Source organism: Mycobacterium sp. 1081908.1 (assembly GCF_001673535.1).
In the GTDB taxonomy this organism is placed as follows: Bacteria; Actinomycetota; Actinomycetes; order Mycobacteriales; family Mycobacteriaceae; genus Mycobacterium.
In genome coordinates this window covers 61653-77124 of record NZ_LZLY01000143.1, presented here as the reverse complement: position 1 = coordinate 77124, position 15472 = coordinate 61653, and the positions used below count along the sequence as shown (strand labels likewise).

13 protein-coding genes and 1 pseudogene are annotated in these 15472 nt (G+C 66.0%); 10 read left to right on the top strand and 4 right to left on the bottom strand.

Features of this window, described 5'->3' with window-relative positions:
* Positions 1-53: 53 nt before the first annotated feature.
* Together A5655_RS23745 and A5655_RS23740 are read right to left on the bottom strand one after the other, a co-directional pair.
* Positions 54-1085, bottom strand: coding sequence for an Lrp/AsnC family transcriptional regulator (locus tag A5655_RS23745; protein ID WP_197508788.1), 1032 nt, complete (start codon positions 1083-1085; stop codon positions 54-56).
* 18 nt (positions 1086-1103) lie between these two features.
* Positions 1104-1694 (bottom strand): recombinase family protein, encoded by a 591-nt coding sequence (locus tag A5655_RS23740; protein ID WP_067014408.1) that lies wholly within the window; start codon positions 1692-1694, stop codon positions 1104-1106.
* Positions 1695-1880: 186 nt separating this feature from the next.
* Between A5655_RS23740 and A5655_RS23735 the strand changes: the two genes are divergently transcribed.
* From A5655_RS23735 to A5655_RS23715, 6 genes and pseudogenes are all read left to right on the top strand, one after another.
* The gene (locus tag A5655_RS23735) at positions 1881-2753 is read left to right on the top strand and encodes a restriction endonuclease (RefSeq protein WP_197508787.1); all 873 of its coding nucleotides are present in this window, start codon (positions 1881-1883) and stop codon (positions 2751-2753) included.
* A gap of 815 nt (positions 2754-3568) precedes the next feature.
* Positions 3569-3955, top strand: coding sequence for a DUF808 family protein (locus A5655_RS23730; protein ID WP_067014405.1), 387 nt, complete (start codon positions 3569-3571; stop codon positions 3953-3955).
* 77 nt (positions 3956-4032) lie between these two features.
* Complete coding sequence (locus A5655_RS23725; protein WP_082978844.1) at positions 4033-5223, top strand: PE domain-containing protein; 1191 nt, start codon at positions 4033-4035, stop codon at positions 5221-5223.
* Positions 5224-5236: 13 nt separating this feature from the next.
* Positions 5237-5959 (top strand): annotated as a pseudogene (locus A5655_RS29480) (BadF/BadG/BcrA/BcrD ATPase family protein); the annotation flags it as partial.
* An 84-nt stretch (positions 5960-6043) separates the two neighbouring features.
* Complete coding sequence (gene murQ / locus A5655_RS29475) at positions 6044-6943, top strand: N-acetylmuramic acid 6-phosphate etherase (RefSeq protein WP_369807243.1); 900 nt, start codon at positions 6044-6046, stop codon at positions 6941-6943.
* Positions 6944-7040: 97 nt separating this feature from the next.
* A complete protein-coding gene (locus A5655_RS23715; protein WP_082978852.1) occupies positions 7041-8549 on the top strand; it encodes a serine hydrolase domain-containing protein in 1509 nt (502 codons plus the stop codon).
* 6 nt (positions 8550-8555) lie between these two features.
* Here the strand turns inward: A5655_RS23715 and A5655_RS23710 are convergent, their stop codons facing one another.
* A complete protein-coding gene (locus A5655_RS23710) occupies positions 8556-9278 on the bottom strand; it encodes a M15 family metallopeptidase (RefSeq protein ID WP_067014400.1) in 723 nt (240 codons plus the stop codon).
* Between the two features lie 121 nt (positions 9279-9399).
* Between A5655_RS23710 and A5655_RS23705 the strand changes: the two genes are divergently transcribed.
* Genes A5655_RS23705 through A5655_RS23695 form a run of 3 tightly spaced genes read left to right on the top strand, consistent with a single transcriptional unit; the run spans position 9400 to position 11958 of the window.
* The gene (locus tag A5655_RS23705) at positions 9400-9702 is read left to right on the top strand and encodes an RNA 2'-phosphotransferase (protein WP_231999258.1); all 303 of its coding nucleotides are present in this window, start codon (positions 9400-9402) and stop codon (positions 9700-9702) included.
* 9 nt (positions 9703-9711) lie between these two features.
* The gene (locus tag A5655_RS23700) at positions 9712-11565 is read left to right on the top strand and encodes a WXG100 family type VII secretion target (RefSeq protein WP_067014397.1); all 1854 of its coding nucleotides are present in this window, start codon (positions 9712-9714) and stop codon (positions 11563-11565) included.
* A 6-nt stretch (positions 11566-11571) separates the two neighbouring features.
* A complete protein-coding gene (locus tag A5655_RS23695; RefSeq protein ID WP_067014394.1) occupies positions 11572-11958 on the top strand; it encodes a hypothetical protein in 387 nt (128 codons plus the stop codon).
* A 20-nt stretch (positions 11959-11978) separates the two neighbouring features.
* Here the strand turns inward: A5655_RS23695 and A5655_RS23690 are convergent, their stop codons facing one another.
* Entirely contained in the window at positions 11979-13739 is a 1761-nt protein-coding gene (locus tag A5655_RS23690) for an NAD-binding protein (RefSeq protein WP_082978849.1), read from the bottom strand.
* 290 nt (positions 13740-14029) lie between these two features.
* On the opposite strand from A5655_RS23690, the gene glnA reads away from it, so the two are divergent.
* Positions 14030-15466 carry a type I glutamate--ammonia ligase gene (gene glnA, locus A5655_RS23685; RefSeq protein ID WP_067014388.1) on the top strand — a complete coding sequence of 479 codons (1437 nt, stop codon included), beginning with the start codon at positions 14030-14032 and terminating at the stop codon, positions 15464-15466.
* The last annotated feature ends 6 nt before the right edge of the window (positions 15467-15472 follow it).

Sequence of the window (15472 nt, the reverse complement as noted above, 5' to 3'; positions counted from 1 at the left end):
CACTGTGAGGGCTTGCCGACTCACCTCTTCGAAAATGATGGAAATCGTGAAAACTACGAGGGATCTTGAAGTTTATAGTCAGAAGGGGGGTCGGCCCAGGGATCGACAGGCACTATGCCAGCTGCGAATCCGTCCGTGGTGAGAAGCCGTCCGTAGGACTTGACGGGGCGTTGCACCACCCTGCTGGTGAGCACGACGAGGCCCGGGCAGGCCTCCCGCAATCGCGAGAAGATTCCCTCCATGGCGCTGAGGTGGTGGACTTGCACTGTCACAAAGAGTTGTGCATCGCCGCCGAGCACGGCAGCGCACACCCGGATTTCCGGCCACGCGGCGAGTTCTCGCCCGACATCGGCTACGGCTACGTCGGCGTCTACACGCAACAGGAGCACGACGCTAATAGGCCAACCTGCTGCCGCTCGGGCGAAGTCCGTGCGAAACGTGAGAGTCTGCGACCGCACCAGGAGTTGAGTTCGGCGGCGGGCGACTAGCTCCGTTGTACCAACATTCGCGGCCAGGTCGCGGTAGCTCATCCGCCCGTCTGACTGCAATGCGAGATAAATCTGTCGGTCGAAGTCGTCGAACTGGCGAGGCACGCTGGGGCCGGCGGGCTTGGCCACCTCTTTAGTTTGTGCAGCCGAGATGGCACCGAGACGCCAATCGACACCACTGAATAGATGAACGACGCTTGCCGTCTCGACCGCCCGAATGCCCACCGTCCGAGGGAGGGCATCGACTAGCAGATGCGCCAGTCGCATGTCGTCGGCAGCAAGCACTAGCGCGTAGACGTTGTAGCGACCAGTAGTGATGTGAACGCTGAAAACCTGTGGCACCGAAGCTAACTGTTTGGCGACGCTGGGAGCAGCGCCCGGTTCGCATTCGGCTAGCAATAGTCCACCGACTAACGACATAGCAGGACCGAAGGCCGAGGACACCCACGCAAGGCCCGCTGTGGCCAGCTTGCGCCACCGCCGTGCGACCGTTGGCCCGGAGATTCCCAGAACCCGGCCCAGGTCGTCGAAGGTTGCGCGGGGATTGGTATGCAATGCGTCAAGCAGCGCTAGGTCGAGTTCGTCTGGCCCATTCATACGCGCCATTGCGCCGACTCAGTCCGAGATCGCTCGGTAGAGCGTCGCACGACTCACGCCGAGAGTGGAGGCAATCGTGCTGGCCGGTTCGCCGCTCGCGTGCATCCTGCGAGCAAGCGCCACCTTCTCGTCGCTCAAAGCCTTCGGGCGGCCTATCGACTGGCCGCGAGCACGACGTGCCGCTCGCGAAGCAGCCCGCCGCTCGCGACCGAGTTCCAGTTCAAGCTCGGCAAGGCTTGCCAGCACACCCGCCACCATGCGGCCCGCTGCGTTGGACGTGTCGATACCCTCCCGCAGAGACCTCAGCACGATGCCGCGTTCGCCAAGTTCCCTAATGGTCGTCATGACCTCAGCCGCGTTGCGGCCCAGACGATCAATCCCAACCACAACGATGGCGTCACCCTCGCGGGCGTAATCCAGCAGGGCCGCCAGGCCGGGACGCTGCTCCCGCGTGGAGGTGCCCGACAGCTTGTCGCTGTACACGCGAGCCGAATCGACGCCCGCAGCCGTAAGCGCATCGACTTGTTGGTCGAGACTCTGATGCCCGGTGCTGACGCGGGCATAGCCGAGTTGGGTCCCCGTCGCGACGAGTGCGGTACTAATTGCCATAGCGAAAGTGTCTCAAAAGTCTCAGAATATGTCAATATGAGACGTATGTTTTGAGTCAACTTCTGAGACACGTCGAGCTGGGGCTTTCTGACGCCCAATCGTTCCCGCTAGTGTTGTTTCAATTCTTTAGTTTTGAGGCAATGGCCGCGATAGACCCGACTGGTGGTCGGATGCTCGAATAGCTCCGTGGCAGATGACGGCGGAGCCGACGCAGGCAATGGACAACCGGTAGAGGGCACCAAACCGGCAGACGGCGACGAGGGAGATGCCGAGCCGGACGTTGAAGTGGACTTCCCGGACCCTGACCCCTCTGACCTGATCGGCTCGGTCAGCTTCGAAGACTTGTCGCCCACCGACTTTGAAGCGTTTTGCTTCGACCTTGTCGCCGCCGCTGGATTTACTAACGTCGATTGGCGAAAAGGGACGCCGCTGGCAAGTTCACCGGCAGACCAAGGTCGTGACATCGTCGCGGAGCGAGTGCAGGCAGATGTCGATGGACATGCGTACAGCGACGTCTGGTTCATCGACTGCAAGCACTACGAGCGCGGGGTGCCGCCAGATGCACTCGCCAACGCGGTTGCCTGGGCAGAAGCCGAGCGGCCTGCGGTTCTGCTCTTCATGGTTTCGGGATACCTAACTAATGGCTCAAAGACGTGGATCGACAACTACATTCGGAATAACAGCCCGCGATTTCGTATCCGGGTGTGGGAACTTCCTCAGTTGCGCGATCTCATCGCGAAGCGTCAAGACGTTGCGTTCCAGCATGACGTTCGCGTCTCCACCTTTCGTCGTATCTCCGACATTCTGGCGAAGGAGGATGAGTTGTACGACCGCCTCTGGTACGGGAGAAAGCCGCCGTTTGGAGACGCTCTCTGGGAAGGTACGGAACCGGAAGTCTTAGAGCAGGTCGAGAAGGCTATGCGGGCAGTCGAGGAACGAATCGGCGAAGACGTTCTAGCCTTGGACGTGTCGAGCGACTTCACTTGGGGCGCACTGACCGGATCAATCGTCGCCATTCGATTGGTGCTGGGCGACGAATGGGGCAACGGAGATAGCTGACCAGACCCTTGCTTTGTGTGCTGACGGCGGTCAGCACAACTGCCTGTTCAGGCATCTTTGCCCATGTCGAGTCATGTAGTCCCGTGTAGCATCTACGCAGCTCAGGCGCTTTATATGCGTCTTCGATTCCCGGCAGCTCCACCAAGAATGTGCTGTTCAAAGTGCACGAATTAGGTACCCGCCCAACTGCGTCAAGAGACCGATGGGTTGGATTGTGCCTGGGGTGAGCGGCTTTAATCGTCGTACGACCGTGATGTCAGCCGTGCACGAAACTTTCGCAGCAAGCAAGAGGAGCTCTCATGACCTATCGCCGCCTTGCTCTGGCGCTCGGCGCGGTGGTGGCGGCGGCCATTATTCCCGTCCAGGCCCATGGCGAGCCGCCGACGAAATGTCTGACCAACACCCCCAAGGGCAAGCAGGTCTACGTGCCCTGCGACCTGCTCAACGCCGGCGCCAATTTCCCGCCCGGGCAGCGCTGTCCTCCGCCGCTCGAGCAGTACCCGAAAGATGTGGCGGACTGGTGCGGCGAAGGCCCCGGCCTGGCGAGCACCACGCCCACGACCCCTACCAGCCCGACAGGCTCTACGAGCCCCATCAGCCCGACGAGTTCTGCGCCTCCAAAGAATTCTGCGACCCCGACGAGTTCCGCACCTCCAAAGAGTTCTGCGACTCCGACGAGTTCCGCACCTCCGACGAGTCCTGCGACTCCGACGAGTCCTGCGACTCCAACGAGTCCTACGACCCCGGCGCCTCCGGGCGATGCGGGGTGACGACGTCTCGGCGGCGTCGAATCCCGCGGTTGAGTCGCCGTCGTCGTGAAGACGGACGACGTCGGCCTGCACCTCACGGAGACGACATTCGGTTTCGGGCAACGGGCCGGCCGGTCTCTCGTCGCGGGGATGCCCCGAGTGCTTTCAGCGCTCTCAGCGGTCGGGACGCTGGCGATGCTCTGGGTCGGCGGCCACATTCTGTTGGCGGGCGGCGACCGCCTCGGTTGGCACGCGCCGAGTGGCCTGCTCCACCATGCCGACGATCAGGTTCGGTACAGCGTCAAGTCTTTTGGTGCGGTGCTTGGCTGGCTGGTCGACACCGGAGTATCCGCGGTGGTTGGGTTGGTCGCCGGATTCGTGGTCTTTGCGCTCGTCCGGCTGCTGTCGTTCGGTCGGCGACGGGTTCGTGACGCGGTCACCCGACGGGGATAGTCCCGCAAACGCCCACGTGAGTCCGCGGGGCGGGCATAGGCTCTGGCTATTCGGCGATCGGTAATGGGAGCTGCGCGGTGTCGTATGTTGTTGCGTTGCCAGAGGTGATGTCCGCCGCGGCCACGGACGTGGCTTCGATCGGCTCGCTGGTGGCGACGGCGGACCAGGGCATTGCGGGTGCCACCACGGGGGTCTTGGCGGCGGCGGAGGACGAGGTCTCCGCGGCGATCGCGGCCGTGTTCTCCGCCCACGGCCAGGGCTATCAGGCGCTCAGCTCGCAGGCGGCGGCTTATCACAAGTGGTTCGTGCAGGCACTGAGCGGCGCGTCCGGCGCGTACGCCGCCGCCGAGGCGGCCAACGTGTCGCCGTTGGCGACCCTTGAGCAGGCGCTGCTCGGTGCGCAGCAGGAAATCCAGCAGCTCCCGACGACGCTGCCGGCCGGATTCACCCAGGAATTCAACGTTCTGTTCGCGGACCCGAATTCACCGCTGTTGGCGCTGCTTACCGGCGACAATCCGCTAACTGGTGTCATCGGGACCAACAACCCCCCGCCGTTGTTGCCGGCGTTGCTCGGGGAAACGGTGCAGCACACCACCTATAACGGGATGCCGGTCGTGCAGATCACCCCGGCGCATCCCAACGGCGACTATGTGGTGGCGATTCACGGCGGGGCGTTCATCTTGCCGCCGTCGATCTTCCACTGGATCGATTACACGGTGATGGCCTACCAGACCGGCGCGACTATCGAGGTGCCGATCTACCCGCTGCTGCAGCAGGGCGGCACCGCGGGCACGGTGGTGCCCAACATGGCCAACTTCATCTCCTCGCAGATCGCCGCGCACGGCGCCTCGCACGTCAGCGTGATTGGCGACTCCGCGGGCGGAAACCTCGCCCTGGCGTCCGCCGAATACCTGGTGGCCCACACTCAACCCGTCCCTGGGTCGATCGTGTTGTTGTCCCCCTGGCTGGACCTGGCGCACGACGGGGGTCAGATCGGCAGGGTGTGGGCGAACAACCTTCCGGTGACCGACTACCGGGTGAGTCCGCTGTATGGGTCACTTACCGGGCTTCCGCCGACGTATGTCTACTCGGGCTCGCTGGATTCGCTCTATAACGAGACGCTTGCCCTCCAGCAAGCGGCCCTGGCCGGCGGGAACCCGATGGGCTTCGTGCTGGCGCAGGGGCAGGTTCACGACTGGATCCTGCTCACCCCGACGGGCCCCCGATACTGGGCGCAGATCGACCAGGAACTTGGCCTCGTGCACTGACGCGAGCGATCCGATGATCCTCGCCATCGATTTGGGCAAGACGTCGTGTCGGGCGTCGGTCGGCGGCCGGAGGGCCGAGGGGCCGGGCGCGCCGGGCCTCGCGGCGCCCGGCGGAGTGCGGGCCGCGCAGGCGGCGATCTTGGCCGTCGCGCGAGATTTCGGCCCGGTCGACGAGGTGATCGTGGGCGCGGCCGGGGCGGAGGCGGCGCCGGACGCGGCCCGCGCGCTGGCCGAGGCGCTGCTAGCGTCGCTGCGGGCGGAGCGCGTCGCGGTGACCAGCGACGCCGTGATCGCCCACGCCGGCGCGTTCGACGGGAAGCCGGGCGTCGTGCTGATCGCGGGTACGGGAGCCGTGGCGCTCGCGATTGACGCGGACGGGGCGTCGCGCACGGCGGACGGCTGGGGCCCGTGGCTGGGCGACGAGGGTGGGGGCGCGTGGATCGGCGCCGCCGGGCTGCGTGCGGCGCTGCGCGCCCACGACGGCCGCGGACCGTCCACCGCGCTGCTGGACGCGGCCCGCGCCCGATTCGGCGCGCCGAAAACTTGGCCGGCGCAGCTCGCCGACGCCGCGGCGCTAGCGTCGTTCGCGCCCAATGTCGTTGCCGCGGAAGACGACCCGGTGGCGTCGGCGATCGTCAGCGCCGCCGCCGACGCGCTCGCCGCGACCGCCCGCGCGGCCGGGGATGGGCCGGTCGCGATGGTCGGTGGCCTGGCGGGGGTGGCGGCGCTGCGCAAACGGCTCGACCTCATCCCGCCCGCGGGTGACGCGCTCGACGGCGCGCTGCGGCTCGGCGCGATTCACGAGCCGCATGTGATCCGAGTGCACGCGGCCGGTGCGTGGCAGGGCCTCGACGCACTCGCCACCGAAGCCGTGCGGCCCGGCCTCGACGACCTCGACCGGAGGCCCATCGGCGAGGTCGTGGCGCTGCTCGTCGCCGCCGAGGGCGAGGCGCATGGCGCGGTCGCGGCGGCGGTGCCACGAATCGCGGCGGCGGCCGAGGCCATCGTCGCGCGGCTGGAGCGCGGAGGCCGCCTGGTCTATGCCGGTGCCGGGACGCCGGGGCGGCTGGGAGTGCTCGACGCGGCCGAGTGCGGGCCGACGTTCGGCACCGACCTGGTGCGCGGCGTAATCGCCGGTGGGAGTGCGGCATTGACCGAGGCGATCGAGGGCGCGGAGGACGCGTTCGACGCCGCGGATCTCGCCGATCTGACCGCGGCCGACGCGCTCGTCGGGATCACGGCGTCAGGCCGGACGCCGTACGTGCTTGGCGCGCTCGAGCACGCGCGCGCGGTGGGGGCGCTGACCGTCGCGATCGTCAACAATCCGGGCAGCGAGGCGTCCGCCGACGTGCTGATCGAGCTGCCGACCGGACCGGAGGTGCTCGCCGGTTCCACCCGGCTGACCGCCGGGACCGCGCAGAAGGTGGCGCTCAACGCGCTGTCGACCAGCGTCATGATCGGGCTCGGCAAGGCCTACGGACCGCGGATGGTCGACGTCCGCGCCACCAACGCCAAGCTGCGCCGCCGCGCCGTGCGGATCGTCCGCGACGCGGCCGGCGTCGACGAAGAGTCCGCGGCCTCAGCGCTCGCCGCCGCGGGCGGTCACGCCAAGACCGCGATCGTCGCGCTGCTCGCCGGCGTCGACGCGGCCGAGGCCGCGGCCCGGCTCGACCGGGCGCGGGGACGCGTGCGTGACGCAGTTATCGGGAGGGCACGATAATGGGCACCGGCCGACACAGGGGAATGACGTGAACGTCGACAGCTCGCTCAGCGGCGTCGCCTTCGGTAAGCGGAAGGCCATCGCCGTTGGAGTCGCCGTGCTTGCGCTCGTGGCGGGTTGCTCGCGCGGCGAGGCGTCGCACACAGCGGTAACCGAGAGTTTGCAGCCGACGCCGGTGCCGGTCGCCGCCCCCGCTCCTGTGCCCGCGCCCGCGCCCGCGCCCAGCGTTCCACCGGCGTCCAAGCCCCCCGATGCGGCTCCCGCAGCCGATTTCGGAACGGTTTCCAAGCTGATCAACGATGCGATCGCGGCTAACAGGCTGCCGGGCGCCGTCGTCGTGATCGGGCATGCCGGCAAGGTCGCCTTCCACCAGGCCTACGGCTCGCGCAAGCTCGCGGGCGAACCCGGGCTGGACGGGTCGCCCGTGCCGGCCGAGCCGATGACCGAGGACACGATCTTCGACATGGCGTCGTTGACGAAGATCCTCGCCACGGCGCCGGCCGTCATGCAGCTCTACGAACAAGGCAAGGTTCAGTTCGACGATCCCGTGCAGCAGTATTTGCCGGACTTCAACGAGGCGAACGACCCGCGGCGCGCGAAGGTGACCGTTCGCATGCTGCTGACGCACACCTCGGGCGAGACGGGTGACGTCGAACTCAAAGACCCATGGGGACTGGACGGCGCGGACAAAGCCGAAGGCGTGCATCGTGCGCTCACGACGCCCTTGGAGTCGGATCCCGGCGGGGCCTTCCGCTACTCCGACATCAACTTCATCCTGCTTGGCGCGCTCATCGAGAAACTCACCGGCGAGCCGGAAGACGAATACGTCGCCGATCACGTATTCGCGCCGCTTGGATTGGAAGACACCCGCTATCTCCCCGCGGCCAAGGCCTGTGGTGCGCACACGCTGAGGGGAGCGGCGATCGGGTGGGCTCCCGATTCAACGGGGGACGCGTGCCCCGCGGGCGCCTGGAGCACCGGCCTGCTGCCGCGCATCGCGCCCACGTCGCGCGATGAAGAGGGCAGGGGCGACCCGCCGAAGAATCCCGATCTTGACTACCTGCTGCGTGGCACGGTGCAGGACACGACGGCGCGACGCATGGGGGGAGTGGCCGGGCACGCTGGTGTGTTCTCGACGGCACACGACATCGGCATCTATGCGCAGGCATTGCTCGATCGGCTTGCGGGCCGCCCGAGCGAATTCCCGCTGACCCGAACGACTTTGGAGGCGATGACGGCTCCCCAGCAACCGGGCCACACGCCTGGGCAATTGCAGGCGGCCAACGATGCCACCAGACAGGCCGTCGCGATGAGGCCGAATGCGACACATTCGCTTCTCGCCCCGCACTATCCGGCGATCGCGGGGCAAAACCTGCGCGGCTTCGGTTGGGACATCGATACGCCACTCTCCATGGCCCGCGGCGCGAGCTTTCCCATCGGTAGCTTCGGCCACACCGGCTTCACCGGCACGTCGGTCTGGATCGACCCGCGCTCAGATACCTACGTGGTCCTGCTTGCGAACTCGATCCATACGCGGGGCAGTGAGCCGATCTCGGATTTGCGTGGTGAAGTGGCGACGGCGGCGGCCCGGGCGTTGGGCCTCTAGAGGGTTTCAGGGTCGCTCGAAGTGTTGGTAGTCGAGGGGGGCCGTCCATTCGCCACCCCAGCGCCAGCCGCGATCGGTGAAGGCGCGCACCGCCGGGTCGCCGACGTGTAGGAGCCCGGGGTCGGTGCGGGTGCGGTCCAGGTAAGCCGCGGCGTTGCGCGGTTCGAAATACCCGCTGGCGTAGAGGCACGGGTTGAGCAGCGTGTTGATATCGATCGCCCGTCCGTACGCGTGTGGCGACCATTCGTCGGTTCCGGGGATGAGCCGGCAGTTGAACGCCGACGTGTTGTTGTCCTCCATCGACAACTCGTCGTCCGCGTCCGCGTAATGGTCGACCGTTTGCATCTTTTCGACGGGATAGCCCAGACGGTAAAGCTTCTCGAAGATCGCGATGACGTCCTGCACCAGCTCCGCATTCACGACCAGCTGGCCGCGGTGGGTGTGGCCGTCGAAACCGACGAAGTCCACGTCGACGCGGCGCAGCTGCTCCGGTTCGACGGGGCAACCCGGCCGCCAGGTCGTGCCGAGTTCGGCGGTGCTGACCGGCTCCACGGTCGCACCGGCCGTCGCCGGCGGTGCGCTCGGCGACGAGGACGCGGCGGCCGACCATGACGACGTTGCGGACGGCGAGGGCGGGGCCGCGTGCTGCGGCGCGGCGGTGCATTGCACCAGCACGACGCCGGCCGCGAGCACTTCCGCCAGCACTGCACCCGGCCCCTGGAAGCGCATCGTCCCAACGCTACCGTGCCCGAGCCAGCCGCAAGGCGAAGCCGTTGATCGCCAAAAGGTGAAGGGCGCGGGACCCTGGAACGGGCTAGTATTTCGAGCGCGATGCAGAAGGGGGACCATCGTGGGCGATGAATTGAAGGTTGATCCTGCCGCCCTGCACGTCGGCAGCAACGACATGTTCAACGCGGTCGGTCAGGCCGCTCTGGAATTCGTGCTCCACGAAGACGTCCTGGCCGAGGCCGCGCCCGGATGGATCGGATCCTCGCAGTTTGCATTGGGCGAGCTGGCGGCGCGGTGGGAAATCCGGCACGACCATCATCAACTGCAGGTAGACGGGTTGGGGTCGCACGTGGCCGAGGCGATGTTCCGCTACGTCACGAACGAGGACGAGTCGGCGCAAGCTTTCAGGTCGTTGCGGGAGTAGAGGTAGCTCGTGGGGGCGTTGACCCCATATGACGTCAAGCGTTGGGACCTCGGCGCGATCCAGCAGGTGTTCGAGACGGCCAACGGGCGTGCCAATACCTTGCAGCGGTTGGGGGACAACCTGCAGCAGGTCAATAACGTCCTCAGCGGCTGGCAAGGCGAAGCTGGGGAGGCGTTTCGCGCCGACTTGGGCAAGGCTCGCCGCGACATCGAGGCTGACGGTCAGGAGTCCAGGCAGGTAGCCGCGGCGGTGTCACGGGCCGAGGCGGATGTGCGGGCGTGCAAGAACGAGCTGGCCGACATCGAGCGGGCAGCCGATGCCAACGGCTGGACGATTACCCCGGACTGGCGAATAGACGTGGGCGACACCTGGATTGGGCGCGATCCCATCGAATTCGCCGCAAAGCAGCAGCTGTTACAGGATCGGCTGATCCTGTTGAAGGTCCATGCTCAAAGCGCTGACCAGGAGCTCGCCGCCGCGATCCGAAGCGCTGTAGGCGAGGTCCCGTCGGGCGCCGGCGGTCATCCGCCTACCGACGGTTCGCCATCGCCAGGGCGGCCGAAGTCTGCTCCTGGGAAGCCGCGGTCGCTCCAAGACATGCTGGTTCCCGCCGGCCCCGCAGATCCCGGAAGCGGTAACGGGTCGCCGTCTGATGCGCCCGGTGCGGCCGGCGGCACTACGGGCAAGCCACCGTCGCTGCAAGACCTGTTGATGCCCACGGACAAGCAGCCGACGGGCGGTCAGGGCGACCAGCCGACACCGGGCAGCCTGCCCGACCTCTTGAATCGGCTCAATCAACCCGTTGTTCCCGGCCCGCCGCCACAGCTCAAACCCGCGGACGTGGAGAGCTTCAAGACGATGGCCCGCCAATCGATGATCCGCGACGGTGTGCCGCCGGAGCAGATCGAGGCCCGCCTGAACGACATCGTGGGCCGGACCCAGCAGTGGATCGACAACGGGATGCCGAACTACGTTCCCCCCGAGCCGAAGCCCGTGCCACCACCGGGATTCGGCGAAGGGTTCGCCGACCGCTGGTTTGCCACCGAACAAGGCATCCATAACCTCCTCGGGGTCGGAGGCCCCGGAGCGCCCGGCGTGCTCGAGTCATGGCAGCAGATGCTCAAGGGCACCGTCGAGAGTGCCGCAAACCCGATCGGCACGGGGATCGGCGAAGTCAAGAACTTCTTTGACGCACCGAGCCCCGCCTACTACTTGGGCGGCAAAGCGTCCGACGGCGCCTACGCCTTGCCCGGGCTGCTTTTCGGCGGCGAAGGGGCCGGCATCGGCCGACTGGCCGACTTTGATGCCGCCGCCGCAATCGATTACGGCCCAACGCATTTGCCGCATGTGCCGGTCGGCTTCGATCAGCCCATCAAATACCAGCCGTTCGCAGACCAGGCCGGGCAGGATCTCTACTACGCGTTCGCGCATGGAGAACCGACCACGGGCCTCAGCGGGCAATTCGCTGACATGGCGACTCATTACATTGGTGACAACCCAGATCGAGTAGTTCTAGGCAAGTGGGACGGCCAGGAGCGTGGATACATCGGCGAAGCTAGAGAAAATGGCGGCATCTATTACGACACCGGTCGACCAGCGTGGGCTGCGCTTACCGACGGGCTTAGTGAGGCAGACACGCAGAGTCTCGCTTGGGGGCCGAATGAGGCGTTCCTCCGCAACCAGATGGAGAACCATGTATCCAGGATCGAGTACATCTTGCCGGACGGCTTCAACAGTGTCGATGACGTCGCACGCATACGTAGGGAATCTTTCTCGGCTTTCGAAATCAATTTCTTGAACCAGAATGCAGCAAAGTTCGGCTACAGACGGAGCGGGAATGCCTGGGTTTACGAGGGCGGATAACTGCGAATGAGCTCCAGCGATGTGGAACGGTACATGGGTCCGACATTGGCTGCCCTCGGGTTCCAGCTTGATGAGGTCGACGCTGACGCCGTGTATGGCGAGCGTCCGGCGTGGGCGGTCTTCTACCGCGGCCCTGACTGCAAACTTCAGGTGTGCTGGTCAGCTCGGGAGGGCGGAGTCGACTTCATGCTCGCCCCGCTAGATGCTCCGAACGAGTACGGCCTCGTTAACAACTCGGAGAAGTGGCACTTCATGCTGGCGCTCAGCGATGTGAACGATGACTTAGGGGCGCCGCCATTGGGAGCGGCAAACGATGAAGTGTGGGCTTGGCGGAAGGCACTGTTTGATGCCCATTTCGACGCCGCACGAAGCGCACTCACTCGCCACGAGTGAAGCAGCCGCGACAACTCTGCTTAAACCTCTGTCTCCTGCGCCCATCTCGGCCGGCGCGGTTGCCGGGCATGCGGCGAGCGCGCCGCGGCCAGTGTGGTCGCGCCGCCACCATTGATTGCGGTCAGCGGTGGGGGCTGGCCCTTGCGCAGCGTCGCGATCAGTTCCCGGTACGGGCCGATGAGATAGACGGTGTCGCCGGCCTGCAATCGCGCGTCGCGGCGGGGGCGCAGCCTGACCGGCCCCTCCGGCCGGATGATCGCGATCACGCGCGTTTGGGTGGACATGTCCACCATTCGCAGCCCGTCCAGCTCGCTGCCCTCCGCCACTAGCATCCCGCCCACCATGAACGAGCGCTGCCCCACCCAAAACGTCCCCAGCACCTGCAGGCCCATCGCGGCGCCGATGAACCACGGCGCGGCCAGGTCGACGATCGACCGCACGTTTTCGAAACCGAACCGCTGATTTACAGCGGTGCCCAGCGCGCGGCCTTGCACGCGCATGACGATCGGCGTCTTGGTATCGGATCCCAAAATCTCGAGCAGTACGATCCCGGTCTCGATGTTCTCCATGTCGTCGCTGGTCACCACCGCCACGCCGCGGGCGCGATCGACGCGCGCCGACTCCAGCGTCTGGCGCATCGCCGGATCCCCGAAGATCACGGGGACGTCGAGTTCCGCGGCGGTCGGCAGGAAGCGGTTGTTCTCGTCGCTCTCGATGACCAGGACGTCGTACCCGGCAGCCGCCAGCTCGCTCACCACGCGGATGCCGACAGAACCCAGACCGATAACCACGACGTGGTCGCGCATTTGGCGTGCCCGCCGGAGTCCGGCCAACTGGACGAAGCGGCGCGACAGCAGCAGGTCGGCCAGGAACGCGACGAGGATGGCGGTGACGATCGCGCCGCTGAACATCAGCCCGACAGCGAATAGTCGCAGGAAAACGGGTTGTTGGGTGAAGTTGAATTCACCATAGCCCACGGTGGTAATCGTCTCGGAGGTGAAGTACAGGGCGTCGATCCACGACATCCGCGGGTTCCGGTACGTGAAGTGCACGACGGCTGTCGAACCGAGCGTGAGGAACAGCGCGAATGCCAGCGAGGGATAAAGCATCGGGTTGATGTCGTCCCGCATGGCGCGCGTGGCGTCGATTATGCGCCGCACCCGGGAGTGGCGAGAGCGCGTGGCGGTCGCGGGAGGCACCTTGAGCCCGCGGGCTTCCAACTCGTCTTTGACGCCGATCATCGAGGTCCAGTCGCCGGTGTAGACCCGCTGATCCCGTCCCGGGCATGCCACCACCTCGCCGGGGGACGGTGACTGCTTGCCGTGGACCACCGCCACCGGCGCGAGGTCGCCGTAGATCTCGCGCAGCGTCCCGTCGTGCGGCGCCTCGGCGCCCCAGACGACGAATTCGATGCCGGCCGTCTGGAACTGGTGCGCGTTGCGCGACAGAACCGCCTCGACGAGCGACGGCGTGGCGAGCTCGGCGACGTCCAGGATCGCGCCGGGGCCGTTGACGGTGGACACCGCTTCGCGCAGCACATCGTTGGCCAGCCGGGCCACCACGCGGACATCCGGACTGTATTGCCTTGCCAGCAACGCGATTTCGAGGTTTATCGCGTCATTGGGCCCGGCGCAGACGACCGCGCGGGCGCGATGCACCCCGGCGCCAAGCAGGTCGGCGGCGGTAGTGATCTTGATGATCCGCGCCCCGGCGCCCCGCAGCTCCTCGGCGATCGTCCTCGACAGCGCGTCGTCACCGGCGACGATGATTTCGCGGTGCATGATCTCGCGCGTCGGGCGAGAATCGGGTTGCCCCATGCGCTCGTCGATCAGGTCGATCTGTGCCCTGAGCCGGGGAACCGATGACACCGTTTTCATGGTTCGGCCTTCCGCTTTTCGTTCATACGACTATCGGCCACCGTGCCGGGTAGTGCCACCGGAGCGGCGTGGATGCAGAAAGTCCTGGCGTGCAACAGGTTCGACTCGAGCTCGTCACGCCGACGAAATAGTCGAGGTGTACAAAACGCTGGCGAGGTCCGCCGGGCGCCCCGTCAAAACTGAAGGAGCATTCCGTGTCCGAACACACGCCCGACGACATCTTCAAACTCGTCAGGGACGAGAACATCGAGTACGTCGACGTCCGCTTCTGCGACCTGCCGGGCACCATGCAGCACTTCACGATTCCGATTTACGTGTTCGACGAGAACGTGTTCGAGGAAGGCCTGGCCTTCGACGGCTCCTCGATCCGCGGGTTCCAGTCGATCCACGAGTCCGACATGCTGCTGCTTCCCGACCCGGAAACCGCGACCGTCGATCCGTTCCGTGAAGCCAAGACGCTGAACGTGAACTTCTTCGTGCACGACCCCTTCACGCTCGAGCTGTACTCGCGCGACCCGCGCAACGTCGCCCGCAAGGCGGAGAACTACCTGATCAGCTCCGGCATTGCCGACACCGCCTATTTCGGTCCGGAGGCCGAGTTCTACATCTTCGACTCGGTGAAATTCGACACGAGCATCAACGGCTCCTTCTACAAGGTGGACGCGACGTCCGGGTGGTGGAACACCGGCGAAGAGACGGAGTCCGACGGCAGCCCCAACCGCGGGTACAAGGTCCGCCCCAAGGGCGGCTACTTCCCGGTCGCCCCCACCGACCACTACGTCGACCTACGCGACAGGATTCTCACGAACCTGACCAACGCCGGTTTTTCGCTGGAGAAGGGCCACCACGAGGTCGGCGGCGGCGGACAGGCCGAGATCAACTACAAGTTCAACACGCTGCTGCACGCGGCCGACGACCTCCAGATGTACAAGTACATCGTCAAGCAAACCGCATGGCAGGTGGGCAAGACCGTGACGTTCATGCCCAAGCCGCTGTTCGGCGACAACGGCTCCGGGATGCACTGCCACCAGTCGCTGTGGAAGGACGGGGTCCCGCTGATGTACGACGAGGAGGGCTACGCCGGCCTGTCGGACACCGCGCGCCACTACATCGGCGGGCTGCTGTACCACGCGCCGTCGTTGCTGGCGTTCACCAACCCCACGGTCAATTCCTACAAGCGGCTGGTTCCCGGCTATGAGGCCCCGATCAACCTGGTGTACAGCCAGCGCAATCGCTCGGCGTGCGTGCGCATCCCGATCACCGGCAACAACCCGAAGGCCAAGCGGCTGGAGTTCCGTTGCCCCGACTCGTCGGGCAACCCGTACCTGGCGTTCTCGGCCATGCTGATGGCCGGCCTGGACGGCATCAAGAACAAGATCGAGCCACCACCGCCGGTCGACAAGGACCTCTACGAGCTGCCGCCCGAGGAGGCCGCGGAAATCGTTCAGGCGCCCACTCAGCTGTCGGCGGTGATCGACCGGCTGGAGGAGGACAGCGAATACCTCACGGAGGGAGGCGTTTTCACGCCGGACCTGATCGAGACGTGGATCAACTACAAACGCGACTATGAGATAGCGCCGTTCAATCTCCGGGTGACCCCGTACGAGTTCGCCCTGTACTACGACGTGTGAACCCCG